10 protein-coding genes are annotated in these 20,711 nt (G+C 44.6%); all 10 read right to left on the bottom strand.

Annotated elements, in window-relative coordinates; all coding sequences use genetic code 11:
* Positions 1-55: 55 nt before the first annotated feature.
* Positions 56-2,335: a GH92 family glycosyl hydrolase gene (locus ACFFGT_RS11245; RefSeq protein WP_377022625.1), complete on the bottom strand. Its 2,280-nt coding sequence runs from the start codon at positions 2,333-2,335 to the stop codon at positions 56-58.
* 156 nt (positions 2,336-2,491) lie between these two features.
* On the bottom strand, positions 2,492-3,709 hold the full coding sequence (locus tag ACFFGT_RS11240; protein WP_377022624.1) for a DUF4998 domain-containing protein: 1,218 nt from the start codon (positions 3,707-3,709) through the stop codon (positions 2,492-2,494).
* 21 nt (positions 3,710-3,730) lie between these two features.
* Positions 3,731-4,966: a DUF5000 domain-containing lipoprotein gene (locus tag ACFFGT_RS11235; RefSeq protein WP_377022623.1), complete on the bottom strand. Its 1,236-nt coding sequence runs from the start codon at positions 4,964-4,966 to the stop codon at positions 3,731-3,733.
* A 29-nt stretch (positions 4,967-4,995) separates the two neighbouring features.
* Entirely contained in the window at positions 4,996-6,909 is a 1,914-nt protein-coding gene (locus ACFFGT_RS11230; protein ID WP_377022622.1) for a RagB/SusD family nutrient uptake outer membrane protein, read from the bottom strand.
* An 18-nt stretch (positions 6,910-6,927) separates the two neighbouring features.
* Positions 6,928-10,395, bottom strand: a complete 3,468-nt coding sequence (locus ACFFGT_RS11225) for a TonB-dependent receptor (protein ID WP_377022621.1) — start codon at positions 10,393-10,395, stop codon at positions 6,928-6,930.
* A gap of 258 nt (positions 10,396-10,653) precedes the next feature.
* On the bottom strand, positions 10,654-11,805 hold the full coding sequence (locus tag ACFFGT_RS11220) for a FecR family protein (protein WP_377022620.1): 1,152 nt from the start codon (positions 11,803-11,805) through the stop codon (positions 10,654-10,656).
* 69 nt (positions 11,806-11,874) lie between these two features.
* Positions 11,875-12,492 (bottom strand): RNA polymerase sigma-70 factor, encoded by a 618-nt coding sequence (locus ACFFGT_RS11215; protein ID WP_377022619.1) that lies wholly within the window; start codon positions 12,490-12,492, stop codon positions 11,875-11,877.
* Between the two features lie 627 nt (positions 12,493-13,119).
* Complete coding sequence (locus tag ACFFGT_RS11210) at positions 13,120-15,252, bottom strand: FG-GAP-like repeat-containing protein (RefSeq protein WP_377022618.1); 2,133 nt, start codon at positions 15,250-15,252, stop codon at positions 13,120-13,122.
* A 205-nt stretch (positions 15,253-15,457) separates the two neighbouring features.
* Positions 15,458-19,030, bottom strand: a complete 3,573-nt coding sequence (locus ACFFGT_RS11205) for a VCBS repeat-containing protein (RefSeq protein ID WP_377022617.1) — start codon at positions 19,028-19,030, stop codon at positions 15,458-15,460.
* A 108-nt stretch (positions 19,031-19,138) separates the two neighbouring features.
* A complete protein-coding gene (locus ACFFGT_RS11200) occupies positions 19,139-20,698 on the bottom strand; it encodes a RagB/SusD family nutrient uptake outer membrane protein (protein ID WP_377022616.1) in 1,560 nt (519 codons plus the stop codon).
* Between the last annotated feature and the right edge of the window lie 13 nt (positions 20,699-20,711).

Here is a 20,711-nt window from a genome sequence, read left to right as displayed (position 1 = left end):
AGCCCCTCTTGCATTAGGAGCTCCTGATTACCGGTTGTTATTTACAATGCTCAGATCATGGCCGGTCTGAAGCATTGACACCCCAGCTTTTGTTTGGCTTCGGCCCCATGACCAACTCCAATGTACCGCCATTAGTTATATCGCTTTGAGTAATGTAGGTATGGGTATACGGTTTACCGTTCAGCTTTGCCGATTGGATATAGATATTTTCAGCAGAACGATGACTTGCCAGTATGGTAAACCGCTTGCCGGAGGATAAGCTGATCACCGACTTCTGCATAGCCGGGCTCCCTATAACATAAACGCCGCTTGCCGGGTTTACAGGATAAAAACCCATAGCGCTGAAAACATACCAGGCCGACATTTGCCCGCAATCTTCATTACCGGCATAGCCGGATGAAGAGGTATTGTATAATTCACTCATGATCTTAGCTACGTAATATTGCGTTTTCCAGGGCTGCCCGGCGTAATTATACAGGTAAGTGATGTGGTGGCTCGGCTCGTTGCCATGCGCATACTGGCCTATAAACCCCGACGCGTTACCATTCACTTCGCCCGGTTTACTGTTCAGGGTAAAAAAGGTATCCAGTTTAGCGGTGAACTTAGTATCTCCCCCGGTTAAGCCGATCAGGCCTTTTACATCCTGTGGTATATACCAGTAATACTGCCAGGCATTACCTTCAGTATAAGGATTACCGCCGTTGCCTCCGTATTGCAATGGGTTAAAAGGTGAAGCCCATTTGCCATCGCTGTCTTTTGCCCTGAAAAAACCACTTTGAGTATCATACAGGTTCCTGAAGTATTGTGACCGCTGCATGAAATGTTCATAATCGGCAGTTTTATTTAACTTTTTGGCTAACTGTGCCACGCACCAGTCATCATAAGCCATCTCTAACGTAAGCGATACCGATTGCGACTGTACATTCTCGGGCATATAATGATATTTTTCCCAGGCCTTGAACGGCGAGCCGGGATGATCTGTTGTTGACGAGCTTTTTACTGTTTCGTATGCTTTGTTGATATCAATACCCGGTATTCCCTTCAGTACAGCATCAACAACTACGGGAATTGCGTGATTACCAATCATACAATAATTTTCCTGCCCCCACAATTGCCATATAGGCAGATAGCCATAGGCGTCATACTGGCTGATCATACTGTTTACAAAACCGGCGCTGCGCTCAGGCTGCACCAATGTATACAGCGGATGCGCCGCCCGGTAGGTGTCCCACAGCGAAAAGGTGCTGTAAAAGCCGTCTTTGGCGTGATGAACTGTATAATCAATCGCGGTATAATCACCGTTTACATCAGCATAGTTGTTGGGCTGTATAAAAGTATGGTAAAGCGCGGTATAAAAAATCTGTTTCTGCTTTTCACTGCCCTCAACGTTTATCTTCTCCAGTTCATTTTCCCACAGTGCATCGGCCTGGGCCACTACCCGGTCAAAGTCCCATGCAGGGATTTCGGCATCCAGGTTCAGTTTTGCATTTTCGCAGCTTACAGTCGACAGGCCGATCTTGGCCAATACAGGGATTCCGTCAGAAGCATCGAAATCCAGTATAGCACGCAGATCAGTACCGTTCAACAATTGCTGGTTAAAATATTGAGTACCGCCGTCAACAAGGTCATTGCTTTTAATAGTCTTATTAAACTCGGCATAAAAATAAACCTTACGCAACTTAGCCCAGCCGGTGATCACCCTGAAACCTTCAATGGCATGATCGTTTACTATATTAAACCGGGCGGCTATTACTTGGCAGCCAAAATTGGGTTTCTTTAATGAGTGATTAAGATCGATAACGACCTTAGCGCTGCTATTTCTTGGAAAAGTATAGCGATGAAAGCCGGCATGTGCTGTAGCTGTAAGCTCTGCATTAATGTCATGATCATCCAGCCTAACCTGGTAGTAGCCAGCCCTGGCCGATTCATTAGCATGCGAAAAGCGTGAACCGTACCTGCTACCGGGCTGTTTTGCATCACCGGCCCTTGTTTTTTCGTCGCCTGTATAAGGCATAAATAAAATATCGAACAGGTCGGGGGCGCCTGTACCACTCAAGTGGGTATGACTGAAGCCCGCTATAAAATTGTCGTTATGATCGTACCCGCTGGCAGCATCCCATTCGGGCTCATCCCTCGTATCCGGACTGAGCTGTACCATACCAAAAGGCACCGTGGCGCCAGGGTAATTATTGCCCGATAAACTGCCTTTAACAGCTCCTGTACCAATAAATGGATTGACGTATTGTGTAAGCTTTTTTGGTGCCTGTGCGTTTAAACTTGCCGCCACCGATAATAAAGAGATAACTGCTAAAGAGCATCTCAGAAATTTATACATGATTTTGATTATTAATATTTAAAAAGATTATTTCAGGCTATACAACGATACATGGGATCAATACCTGCGTTTTATAACAGCGGCTATCCATTGGACAGCCGCTGTTGATCGTTTAACCGATATTTCGATTATTTTATGCAGACATTGATGATTGTACTATTCCAACACCTCATAAAAAGGTGTTATCTGCGAAATATTAGCCGTATTGGCATCCCCGTTCGCGGCACTGATCACACGGATGCGCAGGTATCTTACCGGCGGCACATTAGGATCCAGGTCTGACTTCAGCGGGGCAGATCCGTCATCAGTTCTTTTAACCTCCTTAAGCAGTTTCCATCCTTTTTGAATCGCTTCCGCTTTCCAGGCAGGATCGTTTGGCGGGACGCTGGTAGCCGCGTTGGTGATATCTGCTATACCCCAGATCTCAAAATCATTGGGGTTAGCGCAGCAGTTGCGCCCAATTTCTTCTACCTGCGTTAACCGGGTATAAACCTTGCCCAAATCAAAGGTAAGCGTACCCGGCAAACGAACTTGTCCGTTGCTGTGAAATATGTCAGGGTAGCCCTTGGGTGAAGTTGCACCGTCCCATAGTTCTTCAAGGTCTGTCCGGTCTTCCAGTGGTAAAAAATCATAGGGCAGCCGCAGTTTCTTAAACAACGATTTATCACAAGGTTCAATGTGTACCACCTGTGGAAAGGTATCAAAGGTTGGTGCATTAAATACATCTATCGCGTTTCGTTCCGGGATATAAGAGGAGTTATAGGTGATAGCCGTACCCGGTTTATAATCAGGAATGGTAATTGATGAATTTTCAGGCTTGAGGATAACGGTTTTGGTTTCTCCCTGCTTACTTGTGTATTTAATTGTGGTACCTACATTAATGGTATCGGGCGTAATAAAATTAAGCGTAACAGCCCCTGCCGTAGTAACGGAATAAGGATTAGTTGCATTATACCCGCGGTTCAACAGGGTGCTTTGATAAATTGGCCCATAGATCTTTATGTTATTTATTTCGGTAGGGATTGACTTATTGCCATTGGCATCAAAAGAATAAATGGTGAACGAATAGGTATATTCAGACAGACCTTTGATAACCGTGCTGATAGTATCTTTTTTTCCATCGATATGAACAACCTGCGAATCCGCCTTATTGTTAAAGTAAATAACATATTTTGTAATACCCGGATCCGAACTGGCTTTCCACTTTAGCCCTACCTCCAGGTTACCGGGCTGCGCCGTAACCAGACCAACAGCACCAGTATACCTGATCTCTTTATCACCCAAAAATGCTTTAAAATCTGTTTGATGATCTCTTTGGCAGCTGTATAATACAATGAGTAAAAAACAACTGAGTATGATATAATATTTTTTCATTGCTATGTTTTAAATCTTTAATTATTGCGGTTGCCCGTAAAATGAAAGCTCCATAATGTGGGCCGTATCACCGCCCGACCAGGTAGTTGCCACCGCTATCCTCAAAAAGTGAATGGCCGGATCAGACAAGGAGAAATTAAACCCTACCCCTGCTGCTACGAAAGCCCTGTCGGCTGCATTGATAGCGCCCGGAGGGAGTCCTGAAGGAGGATCGGGATAAACAAAGTTCCCCAGGTTTATCCAGTCGCCTATAACTGTCCCTTCCGGGGCCGTCACCGGCAGTTGTATATCCTGCGGCTGAGCTTTGTTTGATCCCCATATGGCAAATTTGCGGGGGTTACTAAAACCGTAAGCAAACTCATTTTGACGTTCCCATATAACAAACCTGCTTAGCTTATAGGTAGCACCCACATTAAACGTACAGGTAAACGGAGGAACGTTCCCCGAATTGGTGTGCCAGCCGCTGACACTGTTATCTGTGATACCGTCCCACAGGTGATTAACGGGCCAATCCTGGCCGGTATATAACTTGGTATCCAGCGGAAGCCTGTATTCACTGAAGATGTTTTTCGGTAACATTTCTTCAAAAAGCGGCGTGATGCTCTTTTTCAGCGTATCTGAGATATTGCCATATTTATCGGTAATATAAACGCCAAAGTCTCTTGCCGTAGCAGGGTATCCGCGTAGCGAATAGTCAATAGTGTCTTTATCGGTATAATGCTGGTCCTGTACTTCCATTCGCCCGGTGGAGGGATCAAAAGCAGTTACCACAACACCAATCTCCTTTTTGAGCGGGTTTAAGGCCTTTACGTTTACACCACCAAAATCGGGGGTAATACTTACTGCCGAACTTACTACTGAATAAACAGGCGTTAAAGGATTAACCTTAACGGTCACAGGATCTGACATCACCTCGGCCAGGCTCACTGTATACAGGCTTACGGTATATTCCCGGGCCTTTGCAAAACCCACTACATTAAGAGTATCACTGAAATATGATGATTTTGTTTCCCTTGATACACCATCCCTAACCTGGTATTTGGCTACCACGTACAACACATTTTCGCTATTAGGCAGGTCATAAGTGATATAGGCGCCACCGTTATAATTATCAACTTTTACGTTGGTAACCATGGCCGGTTTGGTTTTATCCTTGGAGATTGGGTCATTATACCCGTCGTTGCGTTTACAGGAGATCATGCTGATTGCCAGGAGGCTTAAAAGCAGCAATGGCCAGTTTTTTATATTCTTCTTCATTCTTCAATTGTCGTTAAGTGTATCCGCGGTTACCAGTTCAGGTTTTGTACCAGGTTATTATTAATGATCAGGTCGTCAGAAAAAATGGGCCACAGGTAATTTCTCACATTAAATACAGGTGTGATCAAAGCACGCGGCCTGTAATAGTTCACCGCATCCGGTTCATAAATGTTCCAGCCCTGCATCGGTTTGCTCAACACGGCCTGCAGCTCCTTCCAGCGGCGCAAGTCCCAGCCCGGCTGAAATTCAAAGGCCAGCTCAATCCGTGTTTCCTGGTGGATGATCTCGCGCAAACCCTCTTTAGTGCTGAACTTAGCCGGATTTTTACTGTAATTTGTCCAGGCTTCCACCACGCCCGGGATCCCGGCCCTGCTGCGTACCCGGTCAAGATACGGCACTACCTGCGTATAAGGCTTGCCCTGCTCATTCAAAGTCTCGGCATACAGTAAATACAAACCAGCCAGCCTGATCAGCGGTAAGTGATACTCCTCAATGGTATAAGTGGCATCGTAAACAGTTAGATAATTAACCAGTTTTTTTGGCCAGTAACCGGTAATATTTAGTTTGATATTATCCTTGGGGCCTGCATAGGCGGCAGTGCCGCGGCCTTGAACAAAATAGGCCCCCTCAGGGTTCAGGTTACCGTTTCCATACCAGATCCCTCCGTCAAAGCCAAGATCTGCATAAAACCGGGGCTCCCTGTCAAAATGCGCCTTTACCGTAGTATATCCATTTTTAATATAAAACCGGTTGGCATCATCACCTGTGCGGGAATCGTAACGGTTAGTATAATCCCAGGTCTTATCTTCATTAATTGGCAAGCCATTTTTAGTATAAAACAATTCCTGCTCGGCAATCGGCGGCGCGAAGGTTCCCTGGAATATCGGGGTTGCGGCAGCGGCGGCGGTAAGCCTTGGTGCACAAAAGCTTTGGGTTGGAAAAGTTGGCGTTTGAGCCCAGATCAGTTCCGGGTTTTGTTCCCATTTAGCCGTTATCGCAGTCTCTAAGGTCAATACCTTTTTTAACGAATCGGTAAGATTAGCAGGAATGTTGGCCGGGGGTACAAAGGTGCTTAGCTTAAACCCATTGGCCTCACATACGGTGATGGCATCAAGGCACGCGGCAGCGGCTTTGTCCCATTTTGCAGGGTCATATGTCGAACTGAATAAGGCTTGCCCGTCTTTGTTTTTAACGCTGGCATAATCCGGGTTCCCGTTAAAAAGCGGACTGGCCGCTGTTGCCAGGATCTGGGCCTTTACAGCCAGCGCTATGGGTTGGGTAATCCGCCCCAGTTCCTGCGCCTGGTTTTGTATCACCACAGGCAAATCGCCTTTGGCTTCATCCAGCAGCCTCACCATATAGTTCACAACTGAATCAACCGGTGACCTCTTCTGATCCACCGTTTGCTGCGAACTGTTGATCGGCAAATTAACATCGGTAATGATAACCGGGCCGTACATCCTGAATAAGTAAAAATGATAATAGGCTTTCAGGAACTTAACCTCCGCTATCCACCTCTTTTTCTCGGCCAGGGAAAGATCGGTCGGTTTATCGATATTCTCCAGCATGGTATTACATCTTCTCAGCGCTTTAAAAATAGCCTGGCCGCCGTTATTGCCGTCCCAGTAATTCAAACCAACATTCTGCGCGGTCTGCGTACCCCTGATCAGGTTAAAACCGGTAGGATCGATACCCTGGTTATCGCTCAGGTTATTGGGATAAATAATCTCTCCCGAATTTGTAAAACCAGCATCATTTTGAGGATATCTTAATTGTTGCAGAGTAGCATAACAGGTAAACAGGTAATTTTCCGCTTCGTTACGGTTTCTGAACGCGTAATCTATGGTACCAACGTTGTCGGGTGTAACATCAAGGAATTTTTTGCATGATACACAAGCCACTGCAAGCATAACCAGGCATATATATTTACTAATGGATTTCATCTTTTATTTTAATTAGTATTATAGATTGACATTGAGGCCGACGTTAAATACCTTCTGCACCGGATAGGCAAAGGCGTTGCCCCCTTGTTCCGGGTCCCAAAGTTTGAATGGGCTCCAGGTCAACAGGTTCAATCCGTTAAAATAGATCCTCGCTTTTTTAACATTAAGGGTTTTGGTAACGCTTGCCGGTAGTGAATAACCTATCTCCATTGATTTAAGGCGCAGGAAACTACCGTCCCTGAGCCACCAGGTACTGCTTTGCCTGTTATTTTCTATAACAGCGCCATCCGGGCCAAGCCTTGGGTACAGCGCGTAGATGTCCTGGTGGTCTTCCGACCAGTGGTTATCGGCATAGGCCTGTAAAAGCTGCGTATTACCTGTAAAATATGAGTCGGGGCTTTTGATGAACGGAGCAGTACGAGCGGCATCAATAAGGAAAGATACCTTTGCCTGCCCCTGGAAGAAACCTGACAGGTCGAAATTTTTATACGTTGCCGAAACGCCAAATCCATAAACGATCTGGGGCACGCTTGGATTCCCAAGAAACGTTTGGTCGGCACCATCAATTTTCCCGTCGCCGTTTAAATCCCGGTATTTGATATCGCCGCCCATTGGAGGCGTACCATTAGTACTAAAAATTTGCGGGGGTGAGTTCCTGGCATCATTATCATCAACAAATAAACGCTCGGCAACATACCCGTATTGGCGGTTTAAAGGCTGCCCCACATTATAACGATAGGATTCATTCCAGTGCGGTTCTTCATACTGCGTGTATTTATTGGCAGAATAAGTGAAGTTTCCCCTCAGCCCTATGTAAAGGTCTTTTCCAATAGACTGCTGCCCATCGACAGAAATGTCAATGCCCCTGGAATTTACTTTGCCAATATTGGCAGAAATACCGGATTCGAGCCCCAGGGAAGACGGGATGGATGCCCTGTTTTGCAGGATATTCGATTTGTCGTTATTATAAACCTCGGCAATTACATTGAATTTTTTGAACAGCGTAAACTCGATACCAAGATTGGTTTGTTTGGATGTTTCCCAGGTAACATCGTCATTTTCGTAGTTATTGACGTTAACACCATTGCGGGTATAGGTACCATTTGTGCCGAATGAAGCCGGATTCCCCCCGTTCAGGTTAACGTCGGACAGGTAAAAGAAACGTTGGCTGCCAATCTGGTCGTTACCCACAGAACCATAGCTCGCCCGTAGCTTAAAGCGGTCAAACACATGGTACAGATCGCCCCAGAACTTTTCATCAGAGATGATCCAGGATGCGCCGATAGTTGGAAAAAAACCGTAACGATGGTTTACAGAGAAACGTTCGGACCCATTATAACCGAAATTAAACTCCAGGTAATACCTGCTTTTATAGGAGTAGGTAGCCCTACCCGCTACGGTTTGGTTACGAAAGGGCAGCGAATCGAACAGGCTGCCGGCGTTGGCATTGGTTGTTTGCTGCTCTGTACCGATCAGTGAAGCGCTTACATTGTGGTTTTTACCAAATGTACGGGAGTAATCAAGCACGCCCTGTAAATAGAAGAAGGTATTTAATGTACTTGCCCCCGGTGCGTAGGTCAGGTATTCCTGCGCCTGCCCTGGTTGATTATTGATCCATTGCAATGTGTACTGGTTGCTTTGCCTGTTGTAATTGCTATAGGTATAATAAAATGGGTTATAATACATCTGCGACTGGAACCTTGCATAGCGGTTGGTGCTGAAGATGCTGTGAAAGTTTAAACCCTGGGTAAGGAAATCAAGGCTTTGGTTCAATTCCAGCTGGGCAAGCATCCTGGATTCCGAAAAATTCTGATGGCCCGACAGCAGACTGGCATATGGGTTGATATACTGGGTACTGCCGGGACCGCCGCCTGCGGCCCGCACATTACCGAACAGGATATGCTTGGTATCCAGGTTGGCAGAATCGGCCGGATAATAAGCCGGAAAATCAACCGGGCTGGTGTGCATAACCAGGTTGTAAAGATCGGTAGATAAAGAAGCATCGTTTGTACGCGGCCCGTTATATTCATTAAAGGTACCCGACAAACGCACAATCAGTTCTGTTTTGCTGGTAACGTTGATGTTAACGTTTGATCTTAACTGGTAATTCTTGAAATTTACGTTATTATTATTGTTGTTCCGTATATCTGTACGCAGGATACCGGCATCATTAGAAAATGATCCCGCCACGTAATACCGGGCTACACCACCGCCCCCCTGTACACTGATATCACCACGCTGGGTAGCCGTCCGTTTCTTAAACAACAGGTCAAGCCAGTTAACGGCAGGATAAACGTAGGGATTGCTGCCTGGTGCATGGTCAATAGTAGCCTGTGTATTGAGGATCTGGTTTGGGGTATAGGGTAAAGGGTTAAGGGGATAACGGGTTTGCGTAGCCTCGTTGAACAGTTTCATATAGGTGATGGGATCGGCCAGCTGTATGTTTTTTACAGACTGTGAAGATGAGGCTTCCATACGGGCGTTGATCTGTGCTTTACCAGCCTTTCCCTCCTTGGTTTTAACCAGGATAACGCCGTTACCGCCCCTGGCACCGTAAAGTGCCGTAGCGCTTGCATCCTTTAAAATAGAAAAGCTTTCGATATCATCAACGTTGAGCCTGGCCAGGTCGGATGCCGTTAGCTCAACGTTATCGATCAGGATGAGCGGGCTTTGCCTGTAGCCAAAAGTGGTAACCCCTCTGATAAAAAAGTTAGAATTATCAACCCCGGGCTGGCCGCTTGGCTGATAAGCGATAATACCGGCAACCTGCCCGGCTAAAGCGTTCGTAAGGTTACTGGCCGGCACTTTCAGGTTGCCGGGCTTTACAGTGGTAACCGAGCCCACGATAGCTTCCCGGGTTTGCTTTTTTCCGTAAGCAGTTACAATAACCTCATCGGCCTGCTTAACATCCTCGGCTAAAACAATATTGAGTGTTTTGTTATCGGGAGTAATGGTGAATGTTTGCGTAACAAAGCCAATAAAGGAGACCTTGATCACCGCCCCGTTTTTAACGTCGAGCACAAACTTACCGTTATTATCCGTCATAGTGCCCCGTTTGGGGTCATCGGCCACAAAAACGCTGACCCCCGGCAGGGTTACCCCTTTTGAATCCTTTACCGTTCCGGTAATGGTAATATCCGCAATATCTATTACCGGCGGGTTTGCTTTTTTAAAGAGGCTTACCTTTTCAGGCGCCGCTTTTTCGATAATGACAGTTTTACCTTCAATGGTAAATGTTAGCTGAGTGTTTTTTAAAGTAGCCTTCAGCACTTCTTCAAGCGATGTATTCCTGAAATCAACATCCTGCCGGCCTATGTTTTTGATATTGGCGTATGACCAAAAAACATTGTAGCCGGTTTGCTTGTTTATCTCACTGAATATATCTTTTAAAGTAGCGTCGTTTTGTTTGAAGGTGATACTTTGAGAAAAAACCGTTGCACTTGCCTGCATGAATACAAGGAAAAGTAGAAACGTGGTTATCTTCATGACGAGCAAAAATTTTTTAAGGTGCCGCGAATGCGTACAAATGATTGCAGTAAAATTTTTATACATTTGTTAAATGCTGTTTTAATTTGAAATGTGTGGACAAATACATTCAGGTTTGACAAAGCTATTGCGGACAGGGGCATGCCAGTGCTCCTGTTTTGCTTTATAAACCATTAATTTTCAGGTAATTTCAGGTAGGTAATTTTCTTTTTCTCATACTTTAGTTTTTAAATCAGGGTTTATATATTGCTTGGTTAATTACTGTTTTCTCATGATCCTGATATTTTTCCCCTGGAGAACAAATTTCACATTTCCTGTTCTTGAGATAATATTCAGCAACGTATTGATATCAGAAAAACGGGCAGTAAAGGCCCCGAATTTTTCATCCTTCAATGTTTCGTCTTCAAACACGGCATCAAAATCATACCAGCGCGAAATGGTGGATATAATATCTTCCAGGCGTTCATCTTCAAACCTGAAATAACCGTTTTTCCAGGCCACTACCTGTTCGATGTTCGCAGCCGAAACAGCGATCGGCCCCCCGGCTGAAAAAGTCGATTGTTGACCCGGTTTCAGAACAGCCTTCCCGGCGTCGCCCGAAACCTTTACGCTGCCTTGCAATAAGGTAGTTTTGATCCCCCTGATCTGGTCATATGACATGATATCGAAATGGGTGCCTAATACTTCAACTACCTGCTTCCCCGAAGAAACCCTGAACGGCTGGCTTGTATTATGGGTAACTTCAAAGTACGCTTCGCCCTCAAGCTCAACATGACGTTCCTTTAAGGAAACAAAACTTACCGGAAAGCGAATGGAAGATGCTGCGTTAAGCCACACTTTTGAGCCGTCGGGCAGCACAATCTCAAATTGCCCGCCCCTGGGGGTTTCAACGGTATTGAACGAGGGTTCGCCCATTGATGAAGAAGCCTCCGGATGACCGGTATGATTAGCAAGGCTGTATACCACCTGTCCGTTAGCTGATTTAACAACCTGCATCCCTTTCTGGTACGCGATAGTTCCCTTTCCAGCCTGGTTCAGCTCAACTTTTGAGCCGTTTGATAATGTAAGGACAGCCTTATTGGTACCCGGTTTTATACTATTATTTTGAGCAGTAACACCGGTGGTTGCCTTGTTACCTGCCAGGTATTCATGATATAAAATACCAAAGCCTAAAGCGAACAAAACAGACGCGGCAATAGCAATGATTTTTATTGGATAGGTTTTACGATGCGGAACCCTGTGTAGGAGACGTTCAAGCATCCTGGCCTCCACAGCATCTTCCGTGTCAGGGTATGTCACGTCGCGATATCCTTTTTCACGATACCATGACATAAGCGCATCCCGCTCCGCTGGTGTAGCAGTATTATCGGCGTGTTTACGAATTAGTTCAAGAATGGTTTGCTGGTCCAAAGGTTAGTATGGCTTGTTATATAATAGGTACTATAACCAGGCCCGATCCCTAAAATTATTTTAAAATAATCAGAATTTTTTGGTGAAGCGCTGACTGCAGATAAAATTTACGACCTGGGGCAGGTAGATAATTACAAAGCCATACTTTTTAAGTCCCCCGCGAATAAGCTTCAAGGCTTTAGTTAACCTCGCTTCAACTCCTTTTTCAGAGATATTGATCATCTCCGCTATTTCAGCATTTTTAAGGCCAAGTTCACGGCTATAACGAAAAACGATACTGCATTTTTCAGGCATCTTTTCGACAATGTCATCGATATAATCCTGGAGAAAACGGGCATCCAGCTTTTCTTCATCATCCGTAACCTCGGTAAATTCGTAATGATTTTTAAGCAATGACTCCCTTCTTGATTTTTTTTGAAAGGCCTTAAAAACGCTGTATTTCACCGAGGTGATCAAAAAGCCCGTCACATCCCCTATTTCGACTGTGTTTTTTCTGTCCCACAACGAAACAAACACTTCATGAACGATGTCCTCGGCCGCTTCTTTGCTGTCACTGTGGTTCCAGGCCATGGTCAGTAATTTCTTCCAGTAACGCCGGTAAATTTCTGCATAGGCACCGGTATCATCCTTACACAATAAATCAAGCAGTTGCTGATCCGTATACAGTTCGTAATTTCGCGTGCCCACTTCTTGTATAAATCTTTACTTACCGGATTTTTTTTATTTGTTTATTGACTTCTATAATATCATTACACCGGAATTTCAGCTGCTCTTACCCCCTGGAATATGTTACCCGGGTTAATTCAGATCATTAATAATTGGCTGGCGTAAAATAATGCGGATTATCCTTTACACGTTTGATTACAAATATGCAACATAATTTGATCATTAGAAAACTTTCAGCCCCTCATCACACTCAGAACCTGTTTGCCATATACTTACATCTGATTAATTCTGAAGACTTATTTTCTCCATATTAAGCTTTGTTATTCCGGTTATAAAAAATCAATCGGTTGTCAAGACAAATATGTTTTCTTGCAACTAACAGCATTTCTTCCACTGTGTGTATTTGAGGGTATCGCAGATAATTATGTGGTTTGACAAATATGTAAATAGAACCAGTTGCTCTGTATGCTGTTTGGTCAACTTACCGGCAGGAATAGCTCACGCGATCTGATTATTAAATTGGACGTTATGTCATTTAGGCCTTGGAAAAAGCGTCACACGAAGCAATCTTGCCAAAGCCAATAAAAATCGGAACAGCAAGATATTCGAAGAGTTAGCGCATCACTTGATCCGTAATGCGCTAACATTTCACATCTTCATCGCCATCGACATCCCTGCCATACTATGGTAATTGAGTTTTTTTAATTGAACGGGGATAACCGTCCCGTTTCCTTCTGTAATCCGGTAAAACTGGTTTACCTTCAAATTATGAAACCGCTGAACGGTACGGCTGCCGGCCCATGTAATCTCAAGTTCATCGATAATGCCGGCATGCCCCACGCCTATTTCCGCTTGTATTGGCGATGATCCAAAACTGCCGCCGGAATTAATCTCCCTGTAAACACTTCTTTTAACTCCGTTATCAATAAATGTTATTTTTAATTGACTGCCAATCCCTGCTTTATTGCATTTTATGCCTTCGGCTTTTATACTTATCCAGTTGTTATCGTTTTGACCGGGGTTTACATACAAGGCGCTGGTGTAGGCATCGCCGGCGTAAGCCCCTCCCATTTCGATGAAGATATCCTGTAAACCACGGTTTCTAAAATCGGCGAACGCGACACCGTGCCCTTTTTGTAGATTACCTGTTCTGGAAATGCTTGTTATATCTTCAAATCGCTCCCCTTCCACGTTCCTGAACATCTTATTTGGGATAAGGGAGCCAAAATCAGGGTTGCCTGTACCAAAATACAAGTCAGGAAAGCCATCGTTATCAATATCGCCAAAGTTTGCACCCATGCTGAACACCACTTTATCAAGGCCCGTTTGTTTAGACACTTCAGTGAAAGTACCGTTGTGGTTATTTTTATACAAATAGATATTTCCCGCACCGGGTACAGGCTTTCCGAGCGCTTCGGCAGCCGAATAATAACCCAGCGGGGCCTCAAATTTGTAATCTGCAATCAGGATATCCTGCCAGCCATCATTATTATAGTCGAAAAACCACGTGGTAAAGGTACTGTTAGTGTTTGCTAATATTCCTGATTGTTTTGTAACGTCTTCAAAATCGGGGATATTTCCGCTGGTGCCTTTATTTTTTAAAAGATACTTGCGCCCATCCATTGTCGAAATAAAGATATCCGGCCATCCGTCATGATTAAAATCGGCAGATGTAACCCCTTTTACGTATGACATGATATCGCAATGTGATCTGAGGCCCACTTCGGTAAAGGTGCCGTCATGGTTGTTCATGTAAAGCATGCTCCGGTGGATGTTAACACTGTCACCATTGTTAAAGCCTTCTGTCCCTACAAATACATCGAGCCATCCGTCGTTATTAAAATCGGCCCAAACGGCTGCCTGGGTAGGGTGATAAAAAAGTAGCCCGGCGGGTATCGTCACATCCGTAAACGTACCATCGCCATTGTTCCGCAACAAAGAGGCCGGCTGATCACCGAAACCGTTCTTTTTCCAGGCACCACGAAGCACAAAAATGTCCATCTTCCCGTCATTATTGTAATCGGTTTGCTGAATATTCAATCCCCCGGTAAACTTTAACAACCCGCTGGTTTCGGACTTGTCAGTAAATGTTCCGTCCAGGTTGTTTTGAAAATAATGCATGTGATCGTCAAGCTCCGTTCCAGAGGTTACAATGTCCAGATAACCGTCGTTATTAAAATCGTCGGCTATAGCGCCTCCTGCCCTGCCGGTCAGTTTAATACCTGCATCGGCAGCCATATCGGTAAACGGTTTTATTTTTGCCGTACCCGCTTGGTTCAGACCTGGGATTAAAAACGGTTTGGGCACGCTATCCGGGTAATTGCCTAATGTCATGTAAGCGATATTGAGCATCCAGCGGGACTCAAGGTCGGCCGGGTGCTTTTTCAAAATGCGCTCATAAATGGCAATAGCATTTCGCGACCCGGTCTGATTTACATGAATTGCATTATCCCTTATAGGATAAATACAAGACATCCGGTTGTGGTTCAGCATGCAATTAGCCCGTTCGCCTAAACGCATGAAGGCCAGGCCCATATCTGGTTCAAACAAATCGCCTTTTGAACTATCGGCACCAGTCACCATTTTTTCGTAGATGGCAACGGCCTGTTTTTCGTCGCCCGTTTCCAATAACAGCTTAGCCTTGGTATTTAAAAGATAAAAATCGTTTTCCCGGCCTGGCAGCTTCAATAAGCTATCGCATTGCGCCACCTTCGCTTCGGGGCAAAACGGATTACGGCTGTTGTAATCCTTTTGGTTTAGGTCTGCTATAATCTGGATCATTTTTCGCTCCGATGATTCGCGGCACGATAAAACCAGCGATGCAATCAATATCAATGGTAAAAACTTTGAATAAATATTTATCCTCGTTTTTCCGTGAGCCAAACTCTGGGCAAAGCAGACAATTGCATTTTTTAGCATCTGTTTCGGTAATTATAATTTGAACCTTTTCCCTCCATTAAAACCACAGCTATTCAAGGTGCATTTATTAAAGCTTAATCTCCCTGGCCTTGCCATTATTAGCTACAATCTTCACCTTTTGCATACCGGGACTTATTTTTAGGAACCTTGCCGATTGTGATAAAAAAGACGAACCATAATAAAACTCCTGCCTTGTAACCGAGCCATCTTTTGCAGATACTTCGGCATACACATCCTGCGGCTCAATCTTTATCGTTTTTGCCGGTGTATTGAGCTTTAATAACTTCAAATTGCCGTTATGCTCACTGGCCGATAGATAATACCGGTTGTCCTTTCCACTAAGTTTTATAAGGGCTTTCCCGTCACCGGGGAAATAAATCCCGCTTTGCATGATCGTTAATAGTTTAAAGCCACCTTTACCATCGCCTTTTAAAAGCAAGCCGTTTAAGGCGTCATACCTGCCTACCGAAACATTGGTGCCGTAATCATTCCCGTTAATAGCGACGTCTAAATTACCGTCACCATCAAAGTCATCAACCACCATCCCGTTAATGGCCGAAACCTGGGCGTAATTTGGCAGGGGATACATTTTAAACTTGCCATTACCAAGGTTTTCCAGGTAGCATGAAGTAAGCGTATTGGCTTTTAATCGCAAGGCGCTTTTCCATTGTTCAGGCGACAGCAAATCCTGCATTGTTGCGTGCCCAAATGACCGGTAATTCACAAATTTTTTCCGGAGACTGATCATTTGCTTAACGGCGTCATCACGGACAAAGGAGGGAAATTCGCGCTTCACACCATCAGTATCCGGAAGAAATAGAGATGGAAAGGCATCGGTGGTTTTACGCTTGTCGAAGTCGCCCGCTGTAATATATACGGGCTCTTTGTCGCTGGCTTTGAAAAAGCTGTTCTTTCCCAAATTGCCAACAATGTAGTCGATCTTACCGCAATGCCTGAAGTCGCCGGCAGCGATAGAATTCCACCAGCCAATCTTATCAGCAACGCCCGACGCTGCTGTGGAGTTAACGAATTTGCCCCGAACGTTTTTGATAAATGTGACGGGCATCCATTCTCCTGCAATAATAAGATCCGGCCAGCCATCATTGTCATAATCTGTAACCAGGGCATCGCAGGAAAGCCCCAGCTTTTTCAAACAAGGGGCAACCGATGAAGTAACATCTGTAAACTGCAGTTTCCCTGGCTTGCTGTCGTTCCGTAAGATGAAACTGGATACCGGGTTGGGATAATGCCAGGGATCAACGCGACCGGTCACCAGTAAATCCAGCTTGCCATCTTTATTATAATCAAATGCTCTTACACATAACTTGCTCGTAAAATTGCCGGGCAACGCACCCTTTTGTTCGCTGAAATGCCCGCGACCATCATTAAGATAAATGCGGTCTGCATAATTTTTAGAACCGGAAGCACTTTCATATCCGCCGCTTGCAACATACAGATCCGGCTTTCCATCACCATCCGCATCAAATAATAATAAACTTTCATCTTTATAATTGGCGCTATCCGGCTTAGCGTCAATTAAATTCCGCTGATTAAATTTACCATTAGCTTGCTGCAGGAAAACCTGGGCAGGAAATTTCCTGTTACCGCCAATAGCAATATCGTCGAGCCCGTTGCCGTCAATATCTCCGGATGCCAATGCGGGCGCATAAGCGGATAATTTATGAGGCAATAACTTCTGAATGGTAAAATCCGGGAAGTCACCTTCTTGGTGCCGGTAATGAATGCCGGCAGAGCCTGTGATTTCTGTGAACAGCGCACCCTTGTTTTTTTGCGGTACAATCCAGTTATAAGGCTGGCCTGCATTACTGATACTAACCTTTAGCGTTTGATTGGCCTTTACATTTTTTAAAACCTGCTTATAATTGTTCGGCCATCTGATCACTACAGAATCCAAAACGTCATATTTTCCGAGGCCAAAGTGTGCGACATTCTGAATAGACGATAAATATCCGCGATAGGGATTATTTTCGTATACCTGGTGTTGTCCCTGGGCGTAATAGATATCCACCCATGCGCCAATACCATCCCTGTTAAAGCGGTCGCCGTTGAACTTAACCTGCAAGTAATTTGATGGTTTGGGAGTAAGCACCCGGCTATTGTTTTTATAAATAAGTGCCTTATCGTTGATGTTATTGATCACCATATCCATTGCGCCATCATTGTCCAGATCGGCATAAGCAGCGCCGTTTGAAAACGTTGGCAAATCCAATCCCCATTGGTTTGAAACATCACCAAAGTTTAAGTCGCCATTATTTTGGAAAGCGTAATTATGGATTTTGACCGTAGGGATCTGATCTATAATAGTTTTTTTTGAGGCTGTAGCATAAGGATTGTTTCTGAAAACGATAAAGTCGTGATCAGTAACATCCTTCGGAAATCCATTGGTTACAACAATATCGCGATAGCCATCATTGTTAAAATCAGTTATCAACGGTGTCCAGCTCCAGTCAGTTTCAGTTATCCCACTCAAAAATCCGGTTTCACTGAATATCGGGCTTCTAACAGAGTCATTCTGCCCCAACCCCGGCCCTTGGTTTACCTGCAAGGTGTTACGGGCATACTGATATTGGTAAGCATAATGATTAAACAATTCATACGATTGATAGCTTTCCGGCATCGACATCATTTTCTTCCGGTAATTATCAGGCGGTGACATATCCAACTCAAATACATCAGCCAAGCCATCGTTGTTCAGATCTTCAATGTCCTGCCCCATCGCATTCATCGAAGTGTGCTTAAAATATTCCTTAGATCTGTTGGTGAAAGTACCATCACCATTATTAATGTAGAGGATATTGGGCGATATAAAATCGTTGGTAACATATATATCCTTCCATCCATCTTTGTTAATATCCACAATAGTTGCCGCGTGCCCGTAGCCTTCAATGGAGATCCCGGCTTTTTTTGATACATCGATAAAAACCGGGTGCTTAAGTTTATCGTCCCAATGGTTTTCATATAACCTACCGGTACTCTTACCGCTGCCATCCGCAATTATAGGGCGAAACTGGTTTGCGTAGTAGCCATCCCCCGGCCGGTTAACAGTAAGGTACATATCCAGCTTGCCATCATTATTGTAATCAAAAAAAGCTGCCATGGTAGAGTAGGCCTGAATATCGAGGCCATATTCCTTACCTTCTTCTTTAAAGTGCGGTATCCCCTCTTTATCGGGGCCCTGGTTAATGTAAAGCAGGTTTTGCCGTTTAACGCTATCCTGCAGCAGCGAATTACATACATAAATATCCTGCAAGCCATCATTATTGATGTCTATAACAGCAACCCCTCTGCCCCATTTTCCCAAACCATTTACACCGGCTTTATCGGTGATATCATCAAATTTAAAGTTGCCCCGGTTGAGATACAGCTTGTTCGGTACCATATTGCCCGAAAAATAAATATCGGGCAAGCCATCGTTGTTGAAATCACCTATACCCACACCGCCGCCGTTATACACATTGGCATTATCAATGGGATTGATGGAGTCATTCTCGGTAATTAAATTATTAAAGGTAATACCCGAATGCGATGACGGCATCAATTCAAACAGTGTTGTCTTTCTTTTTGTGCACGAAAAAAAAACAAACACAATAAGTAATAAAGCCGGGTAAAATTTCTTCATCTATAAATTGGTTTATATGGAAGAGATAGGCTGCTATGCACAGCCTATCTCTTTTAAAAAGTCCGGAAACTGATATTTTTAACCGTTATTGTATAAGCAAGGTAATTATTAATAACCGGGATTTTGATGCCCGTTTACTTTAGGGTTGTTATCCAGCTCGGCCTGAGGAATTGGTAACAGCTCATCTCTTCCTTTTCTGAAATATGAGAACGGATCGGTGGTGAAGTATTGCTTTTTCCTCCAGCGAAGGATGTCGATATTCCTTACTTCCTCATCACCCATTTCAACCATTTTTTCGTGCATGATTGCTTTTATAACATCAGTTTTTGAGGCAACCGGAAATTGTGCCGTTGGATAAGGTGGCATGGCAACGTCCGCGCGTGCCCGTAACATATTAAGATAATTAACTGCGGCAGCAGTATTACCAAGTTCATTTTCGCATTCGGCAAGCATTAATATAACCTCGGCATATCGAAGAATACGTTGGTTATTACCGCCCGGGTGGAAACTTGCTGCCGGCAAACCTTCCTTGTAGATGATCATAAACTTACGGAAACTGATTTTTTTAGTAACCCCGTTCATCACTGAAGAGTTACCATTCTGATCGCCGTCTGTCAGTACCGAAGCGCCTTTGTTATAGGTGTCGCCCGATTGATAAAGGGTGTAATGAAAGCGGGGATCAGATTTTGCCGCGCCGGTAGCTGTATTTTCAAATTCATTAATCAATTTATTTGACGGGATAAGGTTTCTCCATGCTATCGGATTGTATTCCTGATTACGCACGGTAGACTGTGCTTCTGTAGGACTATCACCACCCCAGTTAAACCCGCTATCTCCTTTGTCAACAAATACGATCTCGAAGATGGACTCGCTGTTAAATTCAGTTTCCTCCTCAAAGTTATCAAGGTACCTGGCAGTAAGGGTATAGCCGTTTGCTCCGGTTGTAGGGATCTTTAAAAGCGCGGCCTTGGCGCCAGCGTAGTCGCCGGTTTGCATTAATACGCGGCCCAGCATGGCGTTTGCAGCAGAGGCAGTTGCCCGGCCTTTATCGGTACCGGTCTTTTCAGGAAGAACAGCTGCGGCATCCTGAAGGTCTTTAACAATTAAAGCATAAACCTCAGCTTCGGATGAGCGTGGCTGAAAATCGCTTACTGCCTTAGAAGGCGTTGTATAAACTGGTACCCCTCCCCATTGCGAAACCAGGTCGAAATAAGCCCAGGCGCGCAAAAACTTAGCCTCGCCAACCAGTCGGTCACGCGTAGCCGTGTTATCAGTTACATTAGGGCCATTTGCAATAACCACATTCGCCCTGAAAATAGTGATGTACCAGGTATTCCAAACGGAGTTCATCACCGGGTTTGTAGGATCGCCGTTACCGTTGAGCATCTGTCCCCTTGGGGCCTCAAGCTGTCCGCCGCCACTTGCAACCTCATCACTCCTGAGGTCGTGAATAAAAAACCACTCTCTTGATACCAGTCCCAAGCTATGAATGGAAACATAAATAGCGTTTACGCCTTTGGTTAACTGATCGCTGGTTTTGTAATATTGGTTAGTTGTCACATTGTTAGGGTCGCTTGTGTCAAGGGATCCTTTTTTGCAGGAGTTAACCATCGCCGTTACCATAATAGCTGTAAGGGCCGACCATAGATATATTTTTTTAGTTTTCATCTCTGTATCTTTT

The sequence above is a fragment of the Mucilaginibacter angelicae genome, assembly GCF_042434235.1.
Taxonomy (GTDB): domain Bacteria; phylum Bacteroidota; class Bacteroidia; order Sphingobacteriales; family Sphingobacteriaceae; genus Mucilaginibacter; species Mucilaginibacter angelicae.
Note: the sequence above shows the minus strand (reverse complement) of the source record. Positions and strands in the feature narration are given on the sequence as shown.

What these genes read in the sequence shown, in the direction of transcription:
- ACFFGT_RS11245 (WP_377022625.1), bottom strand. Translation starts at nt 2,335, where the DNA reads ATGTATAAATTTCTGAGATGCTCTTTAGCAGTTATCTCTTTATTATCG.
- ACFFGT_RS11240 (WP_377022624.1), bottom strand. Translation starts at nt 3,709, where the DNA reads ATGAAAAAATATTATATCATACTCAGTTGTTTTTTACTCATTGTATTA.
- ACFFGT_RS11235 (WP_377022623.1), bottom strand. Translation starts at nt 4,966, where the DNA reads ATGAAGAAGAATATAAAAAACTGGCCATTGCTGCTTTTAAGCCTCCTG.
- ACFFGT_RS11230 (WP_377022622.1), bottom strand. Translation starts at nt 6,909, where the DNA reads ATGAAATCCATTAGTAAATATATATGCCTGGTTATGCTTGCAGTGGCT.
- ACFFGT_RS11225 (WP_377022621.1), bottom strand. Translation starts at nt 10,395, where the DNA reads ATGAAGATAACCACGTTTCTACTTTTCCTTGTATTCATGCAGGCAAGT.
- ACFFGT_RS11210 (WP_377022618.1), bottom strand. Translation starts at nt 15,252, where the DNA reads ATGATCCAGATTATAGCAGACCTAAACCAAAAGGATTACAACAGCCGT.
- ACFFGT_RS11205 (WP_377022617.1), bottom strand. Translation starts at nt 19,030, where the DNA reads ATGAAGAAATTTTACCCGGCTTTATTACTTATTGTGTTTGTTTTTTTT.
- ACFFGT_RS11200 (WP_377022616.1), bottom strand. Translation starts at nt 20,698, where the DNA reads ATGAAAACTAAAAAAATATATCTATGGTCGGCCCTTACAGCTATTATG.